Genomic DNA, 20,253 nt, shown 5'->3' with positions numbered 1-20,253 from the left:
TCAAGCGGCGGGGCTCATAGGAATTGGGAGGGGTCGACAAAGGTCGTCAGGAACGACCAGGTGTAGCTGACCGGCTTCTGGGGCAGCGCGCTGTAGCGCAGCGGCAGCACGCCAACGCTGTTCGTCGTGGTTGTCGCATAGCTGTTGGCGTCGTTCCACCAGGCCGAGGGCGTCGTCATGCCCCAGTGCTGGAACAGGCGCTGGCGGATGCCCAGGGCGGTCGCGGAATCATTGATGAAGACGCTCATTTCGCCGTCCATGCGCAGGCTGCGGGGCGAGAAATTGGCGCTGCCCACCACCGCGACGCGGTCATCGAACAGGGCGAGCTTGGAATGCACGTAGATGCCGCGGTAGTTGGCCGGCTGGCCCTGGAGCGCCTTGCCCGTGTCGGACGGCGGTGTGGCGAAGTAGCGCGCCGGGGAGCAGAAACAGACCTGCGGTTGCGTCGCGCTGTCGTGGATGTTCCAGACCTCGTGTATCCATACCCGGCGCGTTGTCCCTCCCTTGGTGAAGGTCACGGTGGTGTATTCGATGCCGCGCGGATCGAAGTTCAGCGAGGTGGTGTCCTGACTCGTGATGATGTCGCCGGCCTGCAGCGCGTAGTAGTCCCAGTCCTGCGAAGCGAGCTTCAGCGCGGCATAGGCATAGCGGATCAGTTTCAACTGTCCCTGTTCGATTGTGAAGTCGTCGCGGTACTCGCTCACGGTCGGATGAGGCACCATGACGATGACGCGGAAGCTGGCCGGCTGGGAGATCAGCCTGGCCGCCAGCGCCGCCACGATCTCGGAGGACGTGAAGGTGAAGTTCTCGAAGTAGATGTAGGACGTGGCCTTGTTGATGTTGACGATCAGCTGATCCAGGATTTGGTGCACGTCCGTCAGCAGCGCCTGGAGCTTGGAGGCCGAACCGCTCAAGTCCATCCGTTCGTTGCAGGTGATGGCCACTTGCGCGGGCACCTGCGGGGTCGAGGGCAGCGGCGAGACATACGGCGGCGGGGTGCCGGCCGGGCCGATGATGGAGTTGCGCGCGATCATCCAGTTGGCCACCTTGACATAGGTATTGCCGGACGGCGCGGGCTTGCTGTTGGCCTTGGACCAGCGGCGGTCGAATTCGGCTTCGATCAGATCGACGGCGGGGCCGGTCAGGGCCAGGCCGGTATCGTGCCAGCTGGCGCCGTCGTAGTTGCCGCCCTGGTCCAGCATGGTGTGGGCCTTGCTGTCGTAGTACGAGGGCGTGATCGTATTGAAGCCGGATACCAGGGCGATGCGCGTGCCGTTGACGCTGGCGATCACGATCTTCTGGTGGTTCGAGCCGAGTTCGGCAGGCAGGGGATACCAGTTCGGCCATTGCGCCTGGTAGTTTTCCAGGTAGACGGACACATTCGATGCCCCCTTGAGACCCAGCGCGGTCTGGGCGTTCAAGCGATGGTCGCCCTTGAATGCGCCGTTGGTATCGAACAGCTTCTGGAAGAGCACCGCGCCCAGCGTCGTGGCGATCTGTGTGTTGGCCCAGTTGCCGATGTCGGTCATCGCATACGCGATGGATGTGTTCCACATCATGACGTAGGCGTTGTGGCCGGCGCTGCCGATGGCCTTGATCAGGCCCTCGAACGAGACATCGGCGGGCAGGCTGGCCGGCGTGGCGAAGGACCCGTTGAGCACCGCGATCAAGACGTTGCGCATCGTCGGGAAGTACTCTTCGCCGTCGAGCAGGAAAGTCACGCTGGCGCTGTTCGGTCGCTGGATCACTTCCATGGCGGTCATCGCGGCCGAGGAAGCGCCGCTGGCCAGCACGGCCGCGCCGGACAGCACCGTGTTTTGCGACTGCAGATCGTAGGTGTAGAGCTTGCCGTCCGTCCCTATGCCGGCGACCAGCCCGCCAATCCGCACGGGTGGCGATATGAAGCTGGAGAGACTGGTCATGTGCCACGCCAGGGTCGGGTCCAGCGTGCCGTCGGGATCGACACTGACCGTATTGAGCGTGAGCGTGCCATTGGTCGCGAACGACAGCAGGCTGTGGCCGAGTTCTCGCGTCCACGGCACCGCGCCCGCGCTGCTGGACAGGGTGAAGCGGCCCAGGCTCTGTTCATTTACGGTATCAAGCAGCACGTATGCGCCATTCACGCTACCCATCAGCAGGCGGTCCTGGTCCAACGGGATCAGCACGCCGATGGCGGCTTCGGCTTCGATGGCCTTGGGCGCTTGTATGCCGTTGGGCGCCAGTGTCACCTCATACAGCGTCGACCCCGAAGCCACGAACAGCTGGTTGCCAAGCAGCGCGGGAGCCACGACCGTCAGGTCCACCCCGCCCAGGGTGGACCACAGCACCGTTGCCGTCGTGCCGGACACGGCCGCGCCGAACAGACCCTTGGCGGTGACCAGCACCAGCGTGCGATGGTCTCCCGTCGACAGCAGGGCCGACACCTTGCCCGGCGCCGTGCTGCCGCAGACATAGACAGGCGTGCCCAGCACGGGCGACGCGCTTTGCGGGCTGCTGACGCTGATCAGGTTGCCCTGGCTGGTGGCGAACCACAGGACGCCGTCCATGACCACCGGCGTGGCATCCACGCTGCCGCTCACCGATACGGTGTTGGCCCAGCCGTCGGCGACCGGCGACACGGCGGGGTCGTAAGCGTGCAGCAGCGTCGTCGACTGGGTGGTGCTTTCCCCGGCGTAGAGTATGCCGTTCCAGGCGAGTCCGGGCGCGGACAGGTATCCGCGCGACAGTGTGACCGTGCCCAGGACGGCGCCGGTGGCGCTGTCGGCGAACGCCAGGTTGCCCCGGTTGTCGCCGATGGCCAGAACATTGATGGGGGCCGTCATGCCTCGGCTCCCGTCGCCAGGGCGGCGTCGGCCAGCTCGGCGGCCCCCAACCGCGCCGGGTCCACCAGGAACTCGGACAGCATCGTGCAATTGGGATAGTCCCAGAACAAGGTGGCCTCCAGATCGACGCGGGATTGATCCCCGATGTGCATGGCGAGGTTGACCGCGGCGAACGAATCCAGCCCGTACACGCCGAAATGGGTGTCCGGATTGATGTCCGCCTTCTGCATGTTCAGTTCCGCGGCCAGCAGCGCGGCCAGCCAGTCGCGGATCTGCGCCAGGGCCGTCTCGCGCGGCAGGCTGGCGAGGGCCGGCATGGCAGGCAGGGGCGGGCGGGTGCGCGACGTTTCCTGGCAGTGCGCGCGCCAGGACGACAGCGGGCTCAGGCGTCCGGCCCGGTGCGCGGCCGCCACGGCGCTGCGCCGGATCTTGCCGCTGGGCGTGCGCGCCAGGCTGCGTTCGCGCACCAGCACGACCTCGTCGACGGCGATGCCGTGCTGCTCGGCCAGCGCGCCGCGAACCCGTTCCAGCAGGCCCGGCATGTCGGGATGCCGGCGGGGGACTTCCAGCACCACCGCGATGCCGGCCTCGTCGTCGCCGAAGGCGGCCGCGCCCATCTGCGCCAGTGCCGGCTCCAGCGCCCGGCAGCTGGCTTCCATGTCCTCGGCGTGATGATTGCGGCCGCGCACGATGACGATGGCCTTGCTGCGGCCCACCACATAGAGTTCGCCCTTGTAGACGAAGCCCAGGTCGCCCGTTCTGACGTACTGGGCCGGATCGTCCGGCAACTGTGCGTGGAAGGCGGAATCCTCGTCGCCCACGGGTTCGGCGACGCTGTCGCCGGCCACCCATATCTCGCCCACGTCATAGGGCGACGCCTCGCTGCCATCCTGCTTGATGACGCGCACCGCCTGCAAGGGCGTGCCCAGTCCGACCAACCTGCGGTGTTCGCGGTCGGCTTTGGTCGTCAGCCGGATCTGGCCGGCGGCCAGAGCGTTGCGGTCCACGTCCAGCAGGGACGGCTTGTGCAGATGGCTGCTGGCCGAAACGATCAGGGTCGCCTCAGCCAGGCCGTAGCAGCTGGTGAAGGACGCCATGCGGAAGCCAAAGCGGCGGAACCGGGTGGCGAACTGCCGCAGCGTGGCCGGGTTGACGGTTTCCGCGCCATTGAAGGCGACCAGCCAGCGGCTCAGGTCCAGGTTCGCGCGCTCGATCTCGTCGTCGGAGGCCGCCAGGCAGGACTCGTAGGCGAAGTTGGGGCCGCCCGAGGTGGTCGCGCCGGTCATCGTGATCGCGCGCAGCCAGTTCAGCGGCGAGCGCAGGAAAGTGCGCGGCGCCATCAGCGTCGTGCGAAAGCCGGCGTACAGCGGCTGCACGATGCCGCCGATCAGGCCCATGTCGTGATAGGGCGGCAGCCAGACCAGTCCGCGCTGCTTGGAGGTATGCACGAACGCGCGACGGATCAGCTCGCTGTTGTGCAACAGGTTGCGATGGGAAATCCGCACGCCATGCGGCACGCCGACCGTGCCGGAACTGTATTGATGGATCGCGATGGCGTCCGGCCGGTTGCCGGACGGGCCGGCATCGGGCGGGCCGGCCAGGCAATCCTCCACCGCCAGCCAGCGCAGCGATGCCGGCTGCAGTGCCGGATCCCGCGTGGCCAGCGTCGCCCGGGTGGCGATGCCCCAGGTGGCCGCGCTGCCGGCGGCCACGTGCTCCAGCCTGGCGATGGCGTTCTTCTCGGTCGGCGGCTGCGTGGGCAGCGCCACCGCGCCGGCGCGCAGGATGCCGTAGAACGCGCGGACGAAATCCAGGCCCGGCGCGCAGGCCAGGATCACCGGCGCACCCGGCGCCACGCCAGCGGCGCGCAAGGCGGCGGCGACCCGGCTGGCCGCGAGGGCCAGGGTGGCGTAGCTGTCGGTGTCGACGATGTCGAGCCGGCTGTCCATGAAGGCGAATGCGGGCAGATCGGGTTGGTTCTCTGCGCGCCAGTCCAGCAGGGCGTCCAGCGACTGTGTTGGGTTCATTGCCGCGTCCCGGTGCTGGCTCGCTCGAAGAACGGCGTTTCGCGCGGGTCGAGCCAGTAGTTGTAGGTAAAGGCAGGCGCCAGGCATTCGACGAAGTGGGCCCAGCCCATGGGCAAGAGCAGCAGGTCGCCGGGGTACAGATCCAGGGCCACGGTGGGCACCGGATGGCCGGCCTCGCGGGGATCAAGCGGACTGCGCAGGAACGCGCTGCCCATCACCGATTCGGCCTGGATGTCCGGCAGCGCGCTGGGCGGATGCAGCCAGAAGCGCTTGTGGCCGATGACGCACAGCACGAAATTGTCCTGCGGGTCGGTGTGCAGGTTGGAGCACGAGCCCGCCGCGCCCATCCAGATGCAGGGCAGGTGCACCTCGTGCGGACGCAGGAAGGCCGGCCGCAGCAAGCCCAGCGCGTTGCGGAACTCCAGCGGCACCCGCAGGTTCCGGAATCGGACATAGAGATCCTGGCGCACCGTCTCGCCCAGGACAGCGGCGGCGAGATAGTCGTCCAGGCTGATCCGCGCGTCATTGGCGCTGCTGTCGATGGTGTTGTAGATGTGCGAGGGCTTCCAGCGCGGGTCGAGCATGAGCGCGCCCGCCCTGGCCCGCACGTCCTCGAAGGTGATGCCGGCCAGCGGGGTGCCGGCCAGGTAGCCGCGCACCACGACGGGCCGGGCCGCGCCGTTGAAGTGCGCGAGAATGTCCTCGTCCGGCGTATGCGCGCGCTCCAGGATCTCGACCCTGTCGAAGGGGCCCCGCCAGGTCCGCATCAGCCGCTGGATCTTGGCCGGATAGGCGCTCATGGACGTTCGTCCCCGTCCAGTCCCTCCGCGCCGGTCACGAAGTCGATGCCGGGTTCGGTGCGTTCCAGATCCTCCTCCAGGAACATTTCGAGCGTGACATCGACGTCGACATCGACGTCGACCTCGGTCTCGATGTCCGCCTCGACATCGGCGTCCACGTCGACGTCCACGTTGGGATCGTCGGGAATCTCGACATCGTCGCCGATGTCCAGCTCCTCTGGATTGTTCAGGCTGGCATCGTCCGAGGCATTGTCGAATTCTTCGGATTGTTCGTCGAAATCGTCTTCCAGGTCCTGGCAGGTACCGCCTTCCAACAGTCGAGTGTTCGCCATGTCAGTGTCCGGGCTATGAGTCAGATTAGGGGCGGGCGGGCGTCATTGGCATTTCTTTTCCCACATTTCGATGCTGTCGTCGGTCGCGAGCCGCTGGTAGCCGCTCACCCGGGCGCGCCACAGCAACAGTCCGCCCACGCCCAGGGCGCCGATGCCCAGGCCGATCAGCAGGTAGCCCCACCACGGGAAGCCGGGCGAGGGCGGGTTGGGGGTGTTGCCCGCGGGCGTGCCATACCAGTTGATCGCGGTCGGCGCGGGCTTGTTGGCGTAGAAGATTCCCTTGAAGGCGCGCTGCTGCTTGCGCGGATCGAGGTAGAACGAGATGGCGCCGTTGTTGTAGCTGCTGTCGCCGCTGACGTTCTCCCCCGACCAGTACAGCGTGTTGCCGGTGGTCTGGTACTTCGGATTCTGCAGCGTCGTGGTGGACCCGTTCACGGTGATCTGCACGGTGAAGGCGCTGGCGGTCCCCGAGAGCGTCAGCGTCGGCCCGCCCGCGGTCAGACTGCCGTTGCCGGCGTCGACCAGGAACGTGCTGTACGTACCCAGCCATTGCTGGGCGTCGTTGCTGAGCTGGCTGGAGTCCCATTGGTGCTGGGCGCTGTTGACGGTCTGCGTGCCGGTGAAGGCCGTGACGTACTGCGGCGGGGTGTGCGATCCCTGGGTCACGTACTTGAATACGGCGTTCAGCTTCAAGCCGCTGGGCGTGGTGCCGCTCAACTGACCCGTGAAGAAGCTGTAGGTCACTTTCTCCGAGCCGTAGGTCACCTGGATGCTATTGGGATCGCCGCCGATGCTCAGGACCTGTGCAGGCTGCTGGTCCAGCGTGGTGTTGTAGTTGCCGACGAAGTTGGCCGGGGAATTGGCCGAGGCGATGCCCTGGAAGTTCGGCGACGTGGGCTTGGTGGCGCCGTTGGCCCAGGTAACCCCGACAAAGCAGGCGGCATTGGTCAGCGCGTTCACCGATAGCGACAGCTGGCCGTTCGGGATCTGCGAGGGGCCGTTGCTCCAGGTCAGCTGGCGGTTGGAGAACTGGGCGGTGAAGGACTGCGCGCCAAGCCAGGCCGTGCAGGTCGTGGAACCGCTGGCCGGCGCCGTGAAACCCAGCTGATAGAACGGCTGCCATACGTTCGCGCCCTTGACGGACACCACGAGCTGGGTCGCGTACTGGCCCGCGAAGCCCGTCGCGCTGCTGGCCACCGTGTTGCCGGTGATGGGGCGTCCGGCAATGTTGCCGCTCACGGTCAGGGCGCCGGTGGTGCTGGCGTTCAGCGCGAAGCTGAGCTGTCCTCCCGACCACGTGATGGTCGGGTTGACGAAGGTGGTGCCGCTGATCTCCTGGCCGTCGATGTAGAGTGCCGGAGACGGATTGGCCGTGGACGGCAGAAAGACCGCGACCCCTGGCCCCGCCTGTTGATTGTCCGTGTACACGGTGGTGTACTCGCCGGTCCAGACAGACAGCGGATTGCTGGGCAGCGGTTGCAGCGTGGCCGTGAAGTTGTTCGACGCGGGCTTGCCCTGGCTGTCCTGCCAGAGCATGCCAGACACCGATTGCGGCGTGGAGGCGCCCGGATTGGCGAAGGTCAGCGAGCCATTGCAGGGATTGCCGTCCTTCTGGCTGAAGGTCAGCTGGCCGCCGGAGAACGACACCTTGAACAGCGGCGAGGCATTGAGATAGACCGTGCCGCTGGTCACGGTGCTGGTATCCACGCCGTCTCCCGGCGCGCCGGCCATCACGAACAAGGCCTGGGGCTGGTTGCCGCTGGTCGCGTAGACGCCGTTCCACATCAGCAGCAGCCAGGCCTGGGTGCTGGCGACCGCGTCGGACACATCGGACAGGGCCAGGCCCTGGTAATTCTGCGACAGCCAGTCCTCGACCGGCTGCCAGTTCTTGGGACTGGCCTTGACGGCCGTGTTCAGCAGTTGCATCCATTGGTTGGCGACGGCGGGCTTGGTCTCCAGGTCGATCACGAACTGCTCGCCGGGGGAGATGCTGACGGCGGCGCCGCGCGCGGCCCGCTGCGTGCGCGCGGTGCGGCGGCTGGCCAGCTGCTTGCGTTCTTCCGCGCTGAGACCGGGAAACGAGGCCAGGGCGTGCTCGGGATTGGCCTCGAAGCGCCGGCGCAGTTCGGGCTGTTCGGACAGGGCCAGCAGGAAGCGGGCCGCTGCCGTGTCGGTCTGGAAGTGATAGTCGGCCGGCGGGCGGAAGTCCTTGAGCGCCGCGATGGCGCGCATTTCGCGCGGGCCGTAGCGGTCCAGCGGGCGCGACAGGCGCGGCTTGCCGACATGCTGGCCTGGCTGGATCAGGCCGACTTCGCGGGCAAAGTCCACGTCCACGGCGCGCGCCTGCGCCGGCGGAACATAGAACGTGGAGATGCCGGTGATCAGGGCGTGAACCTCCGGATTCAGGAGCTCGTCCAGTGTGTAGCGCTCGATTACCGGCGGCAGGGTCGGATAGCGGGACGCGATGTAGTGCACGATCTTGTGATCGGGCTTGTAGTAGCCGCGCAGATACTCGACCAGATAGTCGAAGCGGCGATTGTGAAAGCCGCGGCGGCGAAATCCCATCTCGGCGATCAGGCCGACCTGCCACAGGACCACGTGCGAGCCGGGGTCGATGGCGCGCCGGCGCAACAGCATGTCGGTGGCCTCGAAGGTCTGCATGCCGGGGTAGGCGGGGTCGATCCCCAGGTCGGCGCAGAGCCAGTCCAGCGCCGAGACGCCGGGCCGCAACTGCGCGCGATGCCCTTCGCGCCGCGCGATCGCCACGGCGCGGTGCGTCGACAGCACGAAGATGCCCGGGTGGCCATAGAACACCGCGGCCACGCGCCTGCCACGCCGCACGTGGTACAGCATGGCCTCGGTCATCTGCATGTAGGTGTGATAGCGCGGCTTGCGGTCGTCGTAGAGCGCGAATAGATCGATGGCGTCGGGACGCCGGTCGCGCAGCCAGACCTGTGTCGCGGGATCCGCCACGCAGAAGACCACGTGGTCGGCGTCGTCGATGTATTGCTCGGCGTCGCGGGTGAAGCCCATGACGCCGATGCCGGATCCGATGATGGTGAGCTCGCCGGTCGCCGTCGCCGGTTCGCGGGCGGCGGTGTCGCTCAATGACGGAATGTCGGCATAGATCTGGTGGGCCAGTTCCATCCACGCGGAATCGGCTTCGCTGCGGGTAGGATATCCAAGGGACATGCTCGGCTCCCGAGACTAGGGTTGGGTTTCGTTCAGGCGTAGCGCGGCGCGATGGGTATCGTTCAACGAGGCGGCCAATGCGTCGCCAACCTCCTCGGGCAGGTCTTCCATCAGCGCCAGAATGGCCGACACTTCCTGCGCGCAGATATCCAGGATGTCGTCGGGCGTGCAGACCCAGGTGCAAAGGTTCGGCTGGCCGGCGGACGCGTCGGCGTCATGGTCGACGATGTCGTTCAGGTACTGGGCCAGTCGGGACAGGTGCGCGGTGGCCTGAAGCACGGTCGTGCGCAGCGGCGTCGGGCAGGGGTCCAGCAGGTTGCGGTACAGGATCTCGTCGTACCAGATCGACTTCATCTGCAGGATTTCCTGGTATTCGGCTAGGTTGGCCTGACCCGAGCCCATTCCCTCCAGCAGGATGCCGGGCGGAATCCGCTCGCAGATCCTGAGCGTGGTCAACGCGGCCGCTTCTCCCGCATGGCGATGCAGGCGCTCGATGCCCGCCAGCATGATCCAGGTGCCTGCCAGCATGGCATAGGCGCGGCGCTGGCCGTCGTCGAGCTGAGGGTGGCTCTGGGCCAGCGCGCCGACCAGGGTGGTGCGCTTGCCCTTATAGGTGTGGTGGTTGTCCAGCGCGTCGTCCATGACCCGTGGGCCGGCATAGACCAGCATGGCAGCCGCGAGGCGGCGCGTGTCGGCGTCGCCGCTCAGTCCCAACGGCATGGCCAGATGGCTGGCGCACCAGCTCGACCATCCCAGCCAGCCGACGTACCCGCCCAGATGCTGGACGAAGGCGGCGGCGCCGGCGCGTGTGGCATCGGCCGAGAACGCCTGGCGCGTGCGCGCCACTTCCACCTGGAACTGGGCCTCGACGCGCAGGCGGAAATCCCGCAATCCCGCGCCGTGGCGCTCGGCATGCGCGGCCGCGCGCGTGCGCACCGTCGCGTCCAGCAGATCAATGGGCAGCGTGATCATCGTTGCTCCACAGAGAGGGGGCCGCCAGGCCGAGCAGCCTGAGGAAATTGGAACGCGACAGCAGGTCCCGTTCGTGCGGCGAGTTGTGATCCTGCAAGCGCGGCCGCCGATACGGCCAGGAATAGCGGTCGTCCAGCCGTTCGAGCGCGCGTTGCACGCCGAGCGGCAGGGCCTGCCAAGCCTGATCCAGCAACGCCACCGTGTTGGCGGCGGCGAGGCCACCGGATTGCGCCAGCGTGGACGCGGCGTGCGCCAGTCCGGCGAAGGGCAGGCCGGCGCGGGCTTCGGGATCCAGCAAGCGAGTGACGGCGCGGGCCGCCTGCATCACGCTTTGTGGCCCGGTCTGGAGGTTGAACCAGAACGTCCAGGGGGAGGGCGCCCAGAAGCGCGGGTTGTGTTCCAGGCACAGGGCGATGGAGGGCGTGCCTGTCTCGGCCGCCAAGTGGGCGGTATACGTGTCGATGCCGAGCAGCAGGTCGGACCTGGCCAGTTCGCCGGCGACGTAGCCCATGGCGTTGTCCGCGGTCAGCATCAGGCCGTCGGGATGGGCAAGCTCGGCGTGGCCACGGCCGTTCAGGCGATAGCTGACCAGGCGGGCAATGTCCTGCGCATGCGAGCGGCACTCCGCCGTCAGGCCGGGCAGCACCGTGCAGCGCACCGGACGCCGTCCGGGCAGCGCGCGCGCCATGGCAGCAACGCATTCGGCCCAGTCGTGGGCGGTGTGCGGCGAGCGCTTGGACGTGAACGGACTGATCAACATTCGGAAAGGCGCGCCGCGCGTCCAGGGCCGGCGGGCCGGCGAGGGCGCTGCCGTGGACAGCGGCGCATCGCCGCGCGGCAGGATGTGGCTGCCCATCCGATGCAGCGCACGGCTCAGGCAAGGATGATCCAGGTCCATGCCGCACCAGTGCATCTCCGAGCGCTGTCCGTGACGGTGGATGGAGATCTCTCCCGAGCCGACCGAGATGTCCAGCACGTCGTGCCAGTCCTCGTAGGGCAGCATGGTGCGCAGTCCGTTGCGGCGCAGGAAGTTGCAGAAGACCATCAGCACCTGGCCGGCCACGGGATGGGCGTCGCGCAAGGCCGTAAGGCGATCGAACGCCGCCATGGGCTGACTGCCGAGATCACCTGTCCGCCAGTCGCCCTGCAGGGTGCGCCAGATGGCCGGGCAGTACGAAAAGACGTGCATCGCATCCGCCGGAACGGCGAAGTGCCGCTCCAGCCGCTGCAAAAGCGGCCGCAGCTTGATCTCGTCGCCGATGCCCAGGCCCGGGCCGATGGCCACGACGATCGCGCGCGGGCGCATGCCGCGCAGCGGATCGGCAGGGGCATCGGTGCGGGGCCGGTCCACGCGCATCAATCCGGCATACAGGCCAAAGGACTCGCGTATGTAGTGCCCGCAGGCGTGGATCGCGTCCTGCCCCGGCGCGAGCGCCACCGCCCGCAGCTGCCGCGCCAGGTCGGCGGCCTGCGCGCCATGCGGCGCAGCCAGCGAGCCCCGTAAGCCATCCAGCCGGTCGGCCAGCATGCCGAGATTGCGCAGGCAGGCGTCGACGAACGGGGTGTTGGCGTGGCTGAGCGGGCGGCCGACCAGTGTCTCGACGGTCACGCGCGCGATATGCGCCGCATGGATGGCATCGCAATGCGGCGCGGCCGTGGCGGTGCGCATGGCGGTCAGGATCCGAGGATGGCCTGCAGTGTTTCGCCGTCGATGATGACGGGCATGTACACGACGTGACGTGATTTGCCCGCTGGTGGCGGATGCGAGGGCGCGGCGGCCTCGGCCTGGCGAGTGTCCGGGTTGACGAAATAGAGCGCTTTCGCGTCCACGGCGGCTTCCAGCGCGGGGCCGCCATGCCCTTGGGATTGCGCCTGTCCGGCCTGGGGGCTGATGGGTTCCGGGATGTCTCCGGGCGCGGTGGCGCGCGCGACCGGCGCATTCCCGTCGACATCCAGGTTGCGGTCGATGACGAGCTGCTCGGCCACCCAGGTGGCCCGGCTGGCGCGCAGGACGGCATGCACGACGATGTGCTCCTGGCGTTCCTGCCAGTCCGGCAGCGCGGTCCAGTACAGATCCAGGGCGAAGGACATGCGACGGCTGCCGTCGCGCAGGATCTTGTTGCCGATCTGGCGCTGGTTGATTTCGATGTCGCAGGCGTTCTTGAACTGGTTCTGCAGCGTCTGTACGGCATCTTCCAGCGGCGTCGGCTGGCCGAAATAGTAGATTTCGTCCAGGTTCAGCATCTGTTTGAACCCGTTCCAGTCGCGCAACTCAATGGCGCGCGTCCACCCGCGCATCAAGCCGGACAGCCAGCGATCATCCTGTTCCGAGGCGGCATCGACATTCAAGAGGCCCACTGTCGATTGCGAATTTGTATCGTTCATCGGCATGCTCTTTTGAAAGCGGGAGACTTCTGGAATCGTCACGGGCACGTCGGGCGCAATAATGGACAGCGTTCGGTTTTATATACCGAAGCAATCGAATAATGGCCTGAATTTGCGACGAGGCACCGATAATGCTCGCAAGAAAAATATTTAGCAAGAGAAAATAATCGGCGGCTAGGGAATGCCCTGAATCGCGGAAAGGCGACTGTAGACATTTATATGTTTTCTGTATTTCGGATTTATTGCCGATTTATATCAGCCAGGCTTTGTCATGAGTGCAGCGCCGGGATGGCCCATTATTTGAGTCATGCATTCTTGCCGTCATGTGGCGGAAGAGCAGAGTGCGCTTCGGCGCGTTGACATTCCCGTGCAATGTCCCGGGCAGCAAGAGGAAACGCATGTCCCTCGGTCGTCGGCGGGCGGGTGCAATTATTGGCATATACATGCTTTGAAAATATAGGTCAGCCCGGCTGATTCGCAATCTGGCGAGTATATGCACGTACCGATGCCTTGGCCGCATTGCGCCGCGAGGATGTGATCTTAGGGGTTTTTTGATTTATGGATTTTCAATGAATTGGAATGAAATCGGATATGCGGACGCGCGCCGAGATAATCGGGTTTCCGCATTCAGGCAGGCAAGGGGAGGTGGGAATACGCTGAGACCTGGCGCGTCGCGACGCTGATATGCGATGATGCCGTCCGCCCATTCACAGGGGCGCCCCAGGCTGTCAACCATTCGGAGAAAACGTGAAGCTCATCGGCATGCTGGATTCCCCCTATGTACGGCGCACTGCCATATCGCTGCGTCTGCTGGGCGTCGATTTCGATCATCAGCCGCTATCCGTCTTCAGCGCCTTCGACGAATTCAAGGCCATCAATCCGGTTGTCAAGGCGCCCACGCTGGTGTTGGACGATGGCACGGTACTGATGGATTCCACGCTCATCATCGACTATGCGGAGCATGCCAGCGGACGCACGCTGATGCCGGATTCCCTGGCGCAGCGGCGCCAGGCCACGGCCGTCATCGGGCTGGCATTGGCGGCTTGCGAGAAGACGGTGCAGATCGTCTATGAACGAAATCTGCGTCCGGCGCAGAAGCAGCACGAGCCCTGGGTGGCCCGTGTGCAGGGCCAATTGGACGCGGCCTACGCGACGCTCGAGACCGCCTTGCACAAGACATGGACGCCGACGCTGCCCTTGAAGAAGGTCGGCCAGTTCGCCGTGACGGCGGCGGTGGCGTGGCGGTTCACGCAGGCCTTGTTGCCAGGAGCCATCCAGGCCCGGAACCATCCCGGACTGGCGCAGCTGTCGGCACAAGCGGAAGCCTTGCCCGTGTTCCAGGCATTTCCGCACGATTAGCGCTTGAACGACGGCCGCGCCGGCAGGCTGCCCATTTTCCATGAGGCCGTGGCGGGACGGCTCGCCCGGCTCAACCTAGCCGCGTCGCGCCTCGCTGGGCCGCATGCCGAACCTGGCCTTGAACGCATTGCTGAAATGCGAAGAGCTGCTGAAACCCAGCGAGTAGGCGATGTCCGTGATCGAGCGGTGCATTTCCTGCGGCGAGCGGATCAGGTCATGGCATTTCTGCAGCCGCCGGCTCCAGATCCATTCCGCGGGCGATTCACCTTCCTGGCGGAACAGATGATGCAGCAGGCGCACCGAGATGTTGTGATGCCGGGCGATCGCTTCGAGCGACAGTTCAGGGTCGGACAGATGCTGCTCGATCCAGGACTGGATCAGGCTCAGCCGCGCCTGCCGATGCGGGTCGCCATCCGTGTCCGGACCCGGGTCGCGGTCCAGCGCCAGCGCCACGATGTTGAGCAGTTCGGCGCCCAGCCGGGCCTTGTCGGCATGCGTGATGGCGCGGCTTTCCGCCGCCAGGTTGACGCATAGCTGCGCGGCCAGCTTGCCGACGCCGCTGCCGATGCCGACGTTGCCCGCGATGGGGAAATCCTGCCGCGCCAGGCGGCTTCTCAGGCTTTCACGCGGGATCTCCAGATAGAGCGCGCGGATGTCGGCCAGGCATTGCAGGTCGTAGGGCTCGCCGGAATAGAACATCGCGGCGACCGCCTGATTCGACGGCAGTTCGTGCCTGCCCTGGACGAGCTGCGCGTGGCCTTTCTGCAGGATCTGCAGGTAGTAGCAGTCCTTGTCGAGCTGGGCCAGATGCTGCCTGCGCCGGCGGATCACGTGTTGCGACAGCCGGATGTCGGTGATCGACACCGGACCGAAATCATCCTTGCTCAGGCTGCCCTGGTAGTCGTTGGTGCCCGGCAGTTCCGCATCCAGCGCGATGTAGGCGCTGCACAGCGCCGTCTGCCATAACTCGCGCCGTTGCGGCAGCGCATGCTGCCGGGCATCGAAAACCAACTGCATATGTCTCTCCTGGAGGATGTCTTTGCAGCCTGGCGCAAGTCGCTTGCGCGTTGATGCAAGACTCGGCTCTGGGGCCGGCGATACGCTCCCGTCTCCTATGTGGATTTTATTCCATATGTCTTGAGCGCGATCAAGCTTGATGCTCGCGCTTTCCCCAAGACAGACAAGAAATCGGTTACCAGGAGGAGGTCGGCATGGCCATCAGCAATAGCGCGGGCGTCGCCCCGGCGGGCGGGATTACCGCGCAGCAATCAGGCAACAGTGAAATCAAGAAAGTCGTGGCCGCCTCGATGGCCGGGACGGTCGCGGAGTGGTATGAGTTCTTCATCTACGGCGTGGCCAGCACCCTGGTGTTCGGGCCGCTGTTCTTCCCCAAGGTCGACAGCCCCCTGAGCGCCATCATCGCCGCGTTCGCGACCTATGCCGTCGGCTTCATCGCCCGGCCGCTGGGCGGCATCGTCTTCGGCCATTTCGGCGACCGGCTGGGCCGCAAGAAGCTGCTGCAATTCAGCTTGCTGCTGGTGGGGTCCTCCACCTTCCTGATGGGATGCCTGCCCGGGTTCCAGGCCATCGGCTTCGCGGCGCCGGCGCTGCTGGTATTGCTGCGCTTCATCCAGGGCTTCGCCGTGGGCGGGGAGTGGGGCGGGGCGGTGCTGCTGATCGCCGAACACTCGCCGCCCGACCGGCGCGGCTATTGGGCCAGCTATCCGCAATCGGCGGCCTGCATCGGCAATGTGCTGGCCTCGATCGTGCTGTTCGGCCTGTCCTCGCTGCTGTCCAAGGAGGCCTTCCTGGATTGGGGCTGGCGCGTGGCCTTCTGGCTGTCCGGGATCATCGTTTTCGTCGGCTATTACATTCGCCGTTCGGTGGAGGACGCGCCGATTTTCGTGGAATCCTATCGCCGGCAGAAAGAGGCGCGCAAGAAGGCGGCCTCGCTCAAGGACGCGCTGGCCGCCTATCCGGGCAAGACCTTCTTCAGCATCCTGCTGCGGGTGGGCGAGAACACGGTCTATTACGTGATCGTGGTGTTCTCCATCACCTATCTCACCGTGCATGCCAAGCTGCCGTCGCAGACGGTGATGTTCATCATGTTCATCGCGAACATCTTCCAGTTCTTCTCGATGCTGTTCGGCGGCTACCTGTCCGACCGCATCGGGCGCAAGGCCTGCATCGCGCTGGGTTATGCCGGCTTGCTGGTCTGGGCGTTCCTGTATTTCCCTGGCCTGGATTCGGGCTCGAACGTTCATATCCTCGGCGTCATCTGCATGGGGCTGTTCTTCCAGGCGCTCTGCTACGGCCCGCAGGCGGCGTACTTCTCGGAGATCTTCCCGACCTCGATGCGCTATGCCGGCGCATCGTTCTGCTACCAGATCGCGACCATCGTGGCCGGTTCGATCGCGCCGCTGGTCGCGACCCTGTTGCTGCGCGACTACGGCGGCACCGGACCCATCGTGACCTATCTGGCCGGCACCGTGGTGCTGTCCCTGCTGGCGCTGGCCGTGCTGTCGGAAACCCGCAATGTGTCCCTGCACGAGGTGGACCGCGCCCACCAGGACCGTCACGGCGCCTGATTCGATTGGAGTAGAAGCATCATGAGTGAACGCATTACGCATTTCCGCACGCTGATCCTCGGCGCCGGCTTCGGGGGCCTGGGCATGGGCGCCCAGCTGGCGCGCAACGGCGACGAGGATTTCGTCATCCTGGAGCGCTCCGGCGATATCGGCGGCGTCTGGCTGGACAACAATTATCCGGGCGCGGCCTGCGACACCGAGGCCCATCTCTATTGCTATTCGTTCTTTCCGCACCTGCGCGTCAGCCGCATGTACGCGGGGCGGGAAGAGCTGCTGGGCTATATGCACCGGCTGGCCGACGCCTATGGCCTGCGCGCGCATCTGCGCCTGAATCACGAGATCACCGAGGCCCGCTGGGATGGCGAGAGCCGCCTGTGGCGCTTCGAGACGCGCGGAGGGGAACGCTACACGGCCACGTACTTCGTGCCGGCGTGGGGGCAGCTGAACCAACCGTCGATTCCCGCCTTCCCCGGCCTGGAAACCTATCGGGGCGCGAGCTTCCATTCCGCGCGCTGGAATGGCGCCGTCGAACTGCGCGGCAAGCGCGTGGCCTCCGTCGGAAATGCCGCGTCGGCGGTGCAGTACGTGCCCGAGATCGCGCCCGAAGTGGCGCACCTGACGGTGTTCCAGCGTTCGGCGAACTGGATCATGCCACGCAATCAGCAGGTGTTCACGCAGGAGCAGCTGGATGCCTACGAGGCCGATCCTGCCGCCTTTGAGGCGTCACGCCGGCATCTGCATGCGTTCCGCGAAAACGGCTTTCGCCGCACGCAGATGGGCACCGACGAACAGCGGCAGGGCGTCGACGTCGCCAAGGCGCACCTGGCGGCGCAGGTCGCCGACCCGCAGCTGCGCGCCAAGCTGACGCCGGACTACGAGCTGGGCTGCAAGCGCATCCTGCGCTCCGACGATTTCTACCCCGCGCTGACGCGGCCCAACGTGACGCTGGAAACGCGGCCCATCAAGCGCTTCTACGCGCAAGGCATCGTGACGGCCGATGGCGAGGAGCTGCCGTTCGACGCGGTGGTGTTCGGCACCGGCTTCGCCAGCCAGGCTTTTCATGGCGATCTGGCCGTGCTGGGCGCGGCGGGCGCGAACCTGTCGCAGGCGTGGGAAGAGGGCGCAGCCGCCTATCTGGGCATGGCCGTGCCGGATTTTCCGAACATGTTCCTGATCTACGGGCCCAACACCAATCTGAATCACAACTCGATCATCACCATGCTGGAAATCCAGCAGCGCTACATCGTCGAGGCGCTGAGGGCAGGGCAGGAGCAGGGCGCGGCGCTGAGCGTCAAGCCGCCGGTGTACGCCCGCTACAACGAGCGCTTGCAGGCGGACATGACCACGTCGGCGTTTTCCGCCAGCTGCTCCAGCTGGTACAAGAACGCGGCGGGCAAGGTCATCAACAACTGGTCCGGGACCGCTGATCAGTACCAGGCGGCCGTGCGCTGGAACGCGGACGACTATCTGTGGCTGCGCGCGGAGACGGCGCGATGAGCGAACGGCGCAAGCAGGACGTCGAGCGCGTCCCGCTATCCTCGATCGCCCCGGATGCGCGGGACCTGATCCAGGCCTATCGGGAAAGCGGCGAGATTTCTTTTCAGGACGTGCCCTTGGCCACCGCGCGGGACAACTACCTGCGCGGCTGTGAGGCCAATGGCCTGCCGCGCGCCGATTGCGCCGTCGTCCGCGATCATGAGGTGCCGGTTCCAGGCGCGACCCTGCGCGTGCGAGAGTATCGCCGCGACGCGTCGGGCAAGCCGCCGGCAGTGCTGTTCATGCACGGCGGAGGCTGGGTGATCGGCAACCTGGACACGCACGATGCCATCTGCCGGACGCTGGCCAGGGAAAGCGGAGCCGCGGTGTACGCCGTCGACTATCGCCTGGCGCCCGAGCATCCGTTTCCGACGCCGCTGGACGATTGCGCCGCCGCGTTGCGCTGGCTGGTCGATCATGCCGCGAGCCTGGACGTGGATGTTTCGCGGCTGGGCCTGGCGGGCGACAGCGCCGGCGGCAACCTGGCCGCGGTCCTGGCGAACACGCAGGTTCTGTTGCCTCGGGCTTGCATCGTGCGGGCGCAGGTGCTGTTCTATCCCGTGACCGATCTGCGTGGCGAGACGGCTTCGTACCAACGCATCGTCACCGGATTCCCACTGACCGCCAACTCGATGCACTGGTTCCGCGACCACTACCTGCGACCGGGTACTTCCTTGGACGACACGCGATTTCCCTCGCTTTTCTCCCCGCTTCTTTCTCCACTCCTGGCGCCGCGCCCGTCCAACGCTTCCCTGTTCCTGCTGAGTTGCGGGCTGGATCCCCTGGCGGACGAGGGCGTGGCCTACGCCGCGCGAGCCATCGCGGCCGGCGCGCGTGTCGAACATCACCACCTGCCAGCGCACGCGCATGGCATCATCACGTCGGCGGGCCGTATCGATACCGGGCGCGTCATGCTGATCCGGGCCGCCGCGTTCCTGCGTGAAACCTTGCTGCATAACTCCTGATGCATCGTCCTATGAACGCTTTCCAATTCCAGACTGTCCCGACCATCATTTCGGAATTCGGCGCGGCGCGCCAGCTCGGCGTCTTGCTGCGCAAGCAGTATCCGGCGCAGGTCCGGCTGTGCGTCGTCACCGATGGCTTCCTGCACAAGAGCGGCCTCCTGGCGCCGGCCCTGGCCGACCTGGCCAGGCATGGCTGGCAGGTGACCGTGATCGACGATGTGGTCGCCGATCCTCCGGAATCCGTCGTGCTGGACGCCGCCGAGCGCGCCCGCCAGGCAGACGCTGAGGTGGTGCTGGGCCTGGGCGGCGGCTCGTCCATGGACGTGGCCAAGCTGTTGGCCGTGCTGCTGGCGGGCCAGCAGCCCTTGGCGGACATGTATGGCGTCGGGAAAGTATCCGGCCAGCGCCTGCCTCTGGTGCAGATGCCGACGACCGCCGGCACCGGTTCGGAAGTGACGGCGGTATCCATCGTGACGACCGGGGAAACCACCAAGATGGGCGTGGTCGCGCCGCAGCTGTACGCCGATCTGGCGATTCTGGACGCGGAACTGACCCTGGGACTGCCCGGCGCCGCCACGGCCTATACCGGCATCGACGCCATGGTGCATGCCATCGAGGCCTACACCTCGGCGCATCTGAAGAACCCGGTGTCGGACATGCTGGCCATCAAGGCGCTGGAGCTGTTGTCCCGCCATATCCTGACCGCGTGCCGGGACGGCGGCAATAGGGAAGCGCGCAGCGCCATGCTGCTGGGCGCCATGTTCGCCGGCCAGGCCTTCGCCAATTCGCCGGTCGCGGCCGTGCATGCGCTGGCATATCCCATCGGCGGCATTTTCCATGTTCCGCATGGGTTGTCGAACGCGCTGGTGCTGGCGCCCGTGCTGAAATTCAACGCGCCGGCCGCCAGCAGGCGCTATGCCGAAATCGCCGAGGTAGTGGTTCCGGGCGTGACGGGCAGCGACGAGGCCAGGACGGCTGCCTTGGTCGGCTATTTTGAACGGCTGGCTGTCGACACGGGGATTCCGCGCAGCCTGGGCGAGGTCGGCGTCAAGCGGGGAGATCTGGCGCGGATGGCCAGCGATGCCATGCGGCAGACGCGATTGCTGGTGAACAATCCTCGGGAAGTGACCGAAGCCGATGCGCTGGCGATCTATGCGGCGGCGTTCGAGCCGGTCGGCGGGTAGCCGGCACGGGACGAGCGATTGTGGATTCCTTGGCGTTGGTCGGGCGGCGGATCCTGGCTCGCCGGGGATCCGGGCGGCGAATCCGTAGGGA

14 protein-coding genes are annotated in these 20,253 nt (G+C 66.2%); 5 read left to right on the top strand and 9 right to left on the bottom strand.

From position 1 onward, the window contains the following. Nucleotides 1–14 precede the first annotated feature (14 nt). From ACEU5R_RS11825 to ACEU5R_RS11790, 8 genes are read right to left on the bottom strand one after another with little or no spacing between them, the layout of a single operon-like run. The gene (locus ACEU5R_RS11825) at nt 15–2,822 is read right to left on the bottom strand and encodes a phospholipase D-like domain-containing protein (protein WP_392410303.1); all 2,808 of its coding nucleotides are present in this window, start codon (nt 2,820–2,822) and stop codon (nt 15–17) included. After that, nucleotides 2,819–4,849 (bottom strand): AMP-binding protein, encoded by a 2,031-nt coding sequence (locus ACEU5R_RS11820; RefSeq protein ID WP_158658415.1) that lies wholly within the window; start codon nt 4,847–4,849, stop codon nt 2,819–2,821. The genes ACEU5R_RS11825 and ACEU5R_RS11820 overlap by 4 nt, the downstream gene beginning before the upstream one ends. Beyond that, the gene (locus tag ACEU5R_RS11815; protein ID WP_392410302.1) at nt 4,846–5,649 is read right to left on the bottom strand and encodes a cupin-like domain-containing protein; all 804 of its coding nucleotides are present in this window, start codon (nt 5,647–5,649) and stop codon (nt 4,846–4,848) included. The genes ACEU5R_RS11820 and ACEU5R_RS11815 overlap by 4 nt, the downstream gene beginning before the upstream one ends. Beyond that, nucleotides 5,646–5,981, bottom strand: a complete 336-nt coding sequence (locus ACEU5R_RS11810; RefSeq protein WP_158658416.1) for a hypothetical protein — start codon at nt 5,979–5,981, stop codon at nt 5,646–5,648. Before ACEU5R_RS11810 ends, ACEU5R_RS11815 begins: the two co-directional genes overlap by 4 nt. Before the next feature lie 42 nt (nt 5,982–6,023). After that, complete coding sequence (locus ACEU5R_RS11805) at nt 6,024–9,173, bottom strand: SAM-dependent methyltransferase (protein ID WP_103274396.1); 3,150 nt, start codon at nt 9,171–9,173, stop codon at nt 6,024–6,026. Nucleotides 9,174–9,188: 15 nt separating this feature from the next. Continuing rightward, the gene (locus ACEU5R_RS11800) at nt 9,189–10,145 is read right to left on the bottom strand and encodes a class 1 isoprenoid biosynthesis enzyme (RefSeq protein WP_392410301.1); all 957 of its coding nucleotides are present in this window, start codon (nt 10,143–10,145) and stop codon (nt 9,189–9,191) included. Beyond that, nucleotides 10,126–11,814: a hypothetical protein gene (locus ACEU5R_RS11795; RefSeq protein WP_392410300.1), complete on the bottom strand. Its 1,689-nt coding sequence runs from the start codon at nt 11,812–11,814 to the stop codon at nt 10,126–10,128. The genes ACEU5R_RS11800 and ACEU5R_RS11795 overlap by 20 nt, the downstream gene beginning before the upstream one ends. 5 nt (nt 11,815–11,819) lie before the next feature. Then, nucleotides 11,820–12,530, bottom strand: a complete 711-nt coding sequence (locus ACEU5R_RS11790) for a hypothetical protein (RefSeq protein WP_158658417.1) — start codon at nt 12,528–12,530, stop codon at nt 11,820–11,822. Between the two features lie 747 nt (nt 12,531–13,277). On the opposite strand from ACEU5R_RS11790, the gene ACEU5R_RS11785 reads away from it, so the two are divergent. Further along, the gene (locus ACEU5R_RS11785; RefSeq protein WP_103274400.1) at nt 13,278–13,889 is read left to right on the top strand and encodes a glutathione S-transferase; all 612 of its coding nucleotides are present in this window, start codon (nt 13,278–13,280) and stop codon (nt 13,887–13,889) included. Between the two features lie 75 nt (nt 13,890–13,964). Here the strand turns inward: ACEU5R_RS11785 and ACEU5R_RS11780 are convergent, their stop codons facing one another. Further along, on the bottom strand, nt 13,965–14,906 hold the full coding sequence (locus ACEU5R_RS11780; protein WP_392410299.1) for a helix-turn-helix domain-containing protein: 942 nt from the start codon (nt 14,904–14,906) through the stop codon (nt 13,965–13,967). A 194-nt stretch (nt 14,907–15,100) separates the two neighbouring features. Between ACEU5R_RS11780 and ACEU5R_RS11775 the strand changes: the two genes are divergently transcribed. The 4 genes from ACEU5R_RS11775 to ACEU5R_RS11760 are packed head-to-tail and all read left to right on the top strand — an operon-like array spanning nt 15,101 to nt 20,162. Next, nucleotides 15,101–16,477: an MFS transporter gene (locus ACEU5R_RS11775; protein WP_103274402.1), complete on the top strand. Its 1,377-nt coding sequence runs from the start codon at nt 15,101–15,103 to the stop codon at nt 16,475–16,477. 21 nt (nt 16,478–16,498) lie between these two features. After that, the gene (locus ACEU5R_RS11770; protein WP_392410297.1) at nt 16,499–17,974 is read left to right on the top strand and encodes a flavin-containing monooxygenase; all 1,476 of its coding nucleotides are present in this window, start codon (nt 16,499–16,501) and stop codon (nt 17,972–17,974) included. After that, nucleotides 17,971–18,978 carry an alpha/beta hydrolase gene (locus ACEU5R_RS11765; RefSeq protein ID WP_392410296.1) on the top strand — a complete coding sequence of 336 codons (1,008 nt, stop codon included), beginning with the start codon at nt 17,971–17,973 and terminating at the stop codon, nt 18,976–18,978. The genes ACEU5R_RS11770 and ACEU5R_RS11765 overlap by 4 nt, the downstream gene beginning before the upstream one ends. An 11-nt stretch (nt 18,979–18,989) precedes the next feature. Continuing rightward, entirely contained in the window at nt 18,990–20,162 is a 1,173-nt protein-coding gene (locus tag ACEU5R_RS11760) for an iron-containing alcohol dehydrogenase (protein ID WP_392410295.1), read from the top strand. The last annotated feature ends 91 nt before the right edge of the window (nt 20,163–20,253 follow it).

Source organism: Achromobacter sp. 413638 (genome assembly GCF_043119405.1).
GTDB lineage: Bacteria > Pseudomonadota > Gammaproteobacteria > Burkholderiales > Burkholderiaceae_B > Achromobacter.
The sequence above is the reverse complement of the archived record's forward strand: the minus strand, read 5'-3'. Positions and strand labels throughout refer to the sequence as shown.

Bases quoted from the DNA above. Each gene is read 5' to 3' on its own strand.
- ACEU5R_RS11825 (WP_392410303.1), bottom strand. From the start codon at position 2,822: ATGACGGCCCCCATCAATGTTCTGGCCATCGGCGACAACCGGGGCAAC.
- ACEU5R_RS11820 (WP_158658415.1), bottom strand. From the start codon at position 4,849: ATGAACCCAACACAGTCGCTGGACGCCCTGCTGGACTGGCGCGCAGAG.
- ACEU5R_RS11815 (WP_392410302.1), bottom strand. From the start codon at position 5,649: ATGAGCGCCTATCCGGCCAAGATCCAGCGGCTGATGCGGACCTGGCGG.
- ACEU5R_RS11810 (WP_158658416.1), bottom strand. From the start codon at position 5,981: ATGGCGAACACTCGACTGTTGGAAGGCGGTACCTGCCAGGACCTGGAA.
- ACEU5R_RS11805 (WP_103274396.1), bottom strand. From the start codon at position 9,173: ATGTCCCTTGGATATCCTACCCGCAGCGAAGCCGATTCCGCGTGGATG.
- ACEU5R_RS11800 (WP_392410301.1), bottom strand. From the start codon at position 10,145: ATGATCACGCTGCCCATTGATCTGCTGGACGCGACGGTGCGCACGCGC.
- ACEU5R_RS11795 (WP_392410300.1), bottom strand. From the start codon at position 11,814: ATGCGCACCGCCACGGCCGCGCCGCATTGCGATGCCATCCATGCGGCG.
- ACEU5R_RS11790 (WP_158658417.1), bottom strand. From the start codon at position 12,530: ATGAACGATACAAATTCGCAATCGACAGTGGGCCTCTTGAATGTCGAT.
- ACEU5R_RS11780 (WP_392410299.1), bottom strand. From the start codon at position 14,906: ATGCAGTTGGTTTTCGATGCCCGGCAGCATGCGCTGCCGCAACGGCGC.
- ACEU5R_RS11775 (WP_103274402.1), top strand. From the start codon at position 15,101: ATGGCCATCAGCAATAGCGCGGGCGTCGCCCCGGCGGGCGGGATTACC.
- ACEU5R_RS11770 (WP_392410297.1), top strand. From the start codon at position 16,499: ATGAGTGAACGCATTACGCATTTCCGCACGCTGATCCTCGGCGCCGGC.
- ACEU5R_RS11765 (WP_392410296.1), top strand. From the start codon at position 17,971: ATGAGCGAACGGCGCAAGCAGGACGTCGAGCGCGTCCCGCTATCCTCG.
- ACEU5R_RS11760 (WP_392410295.1), top strand. From the start codon at position 18,990: ATGAACGCTTTCCAATTCCAGACTGTCCCGACCATCATTTCGGAATTC.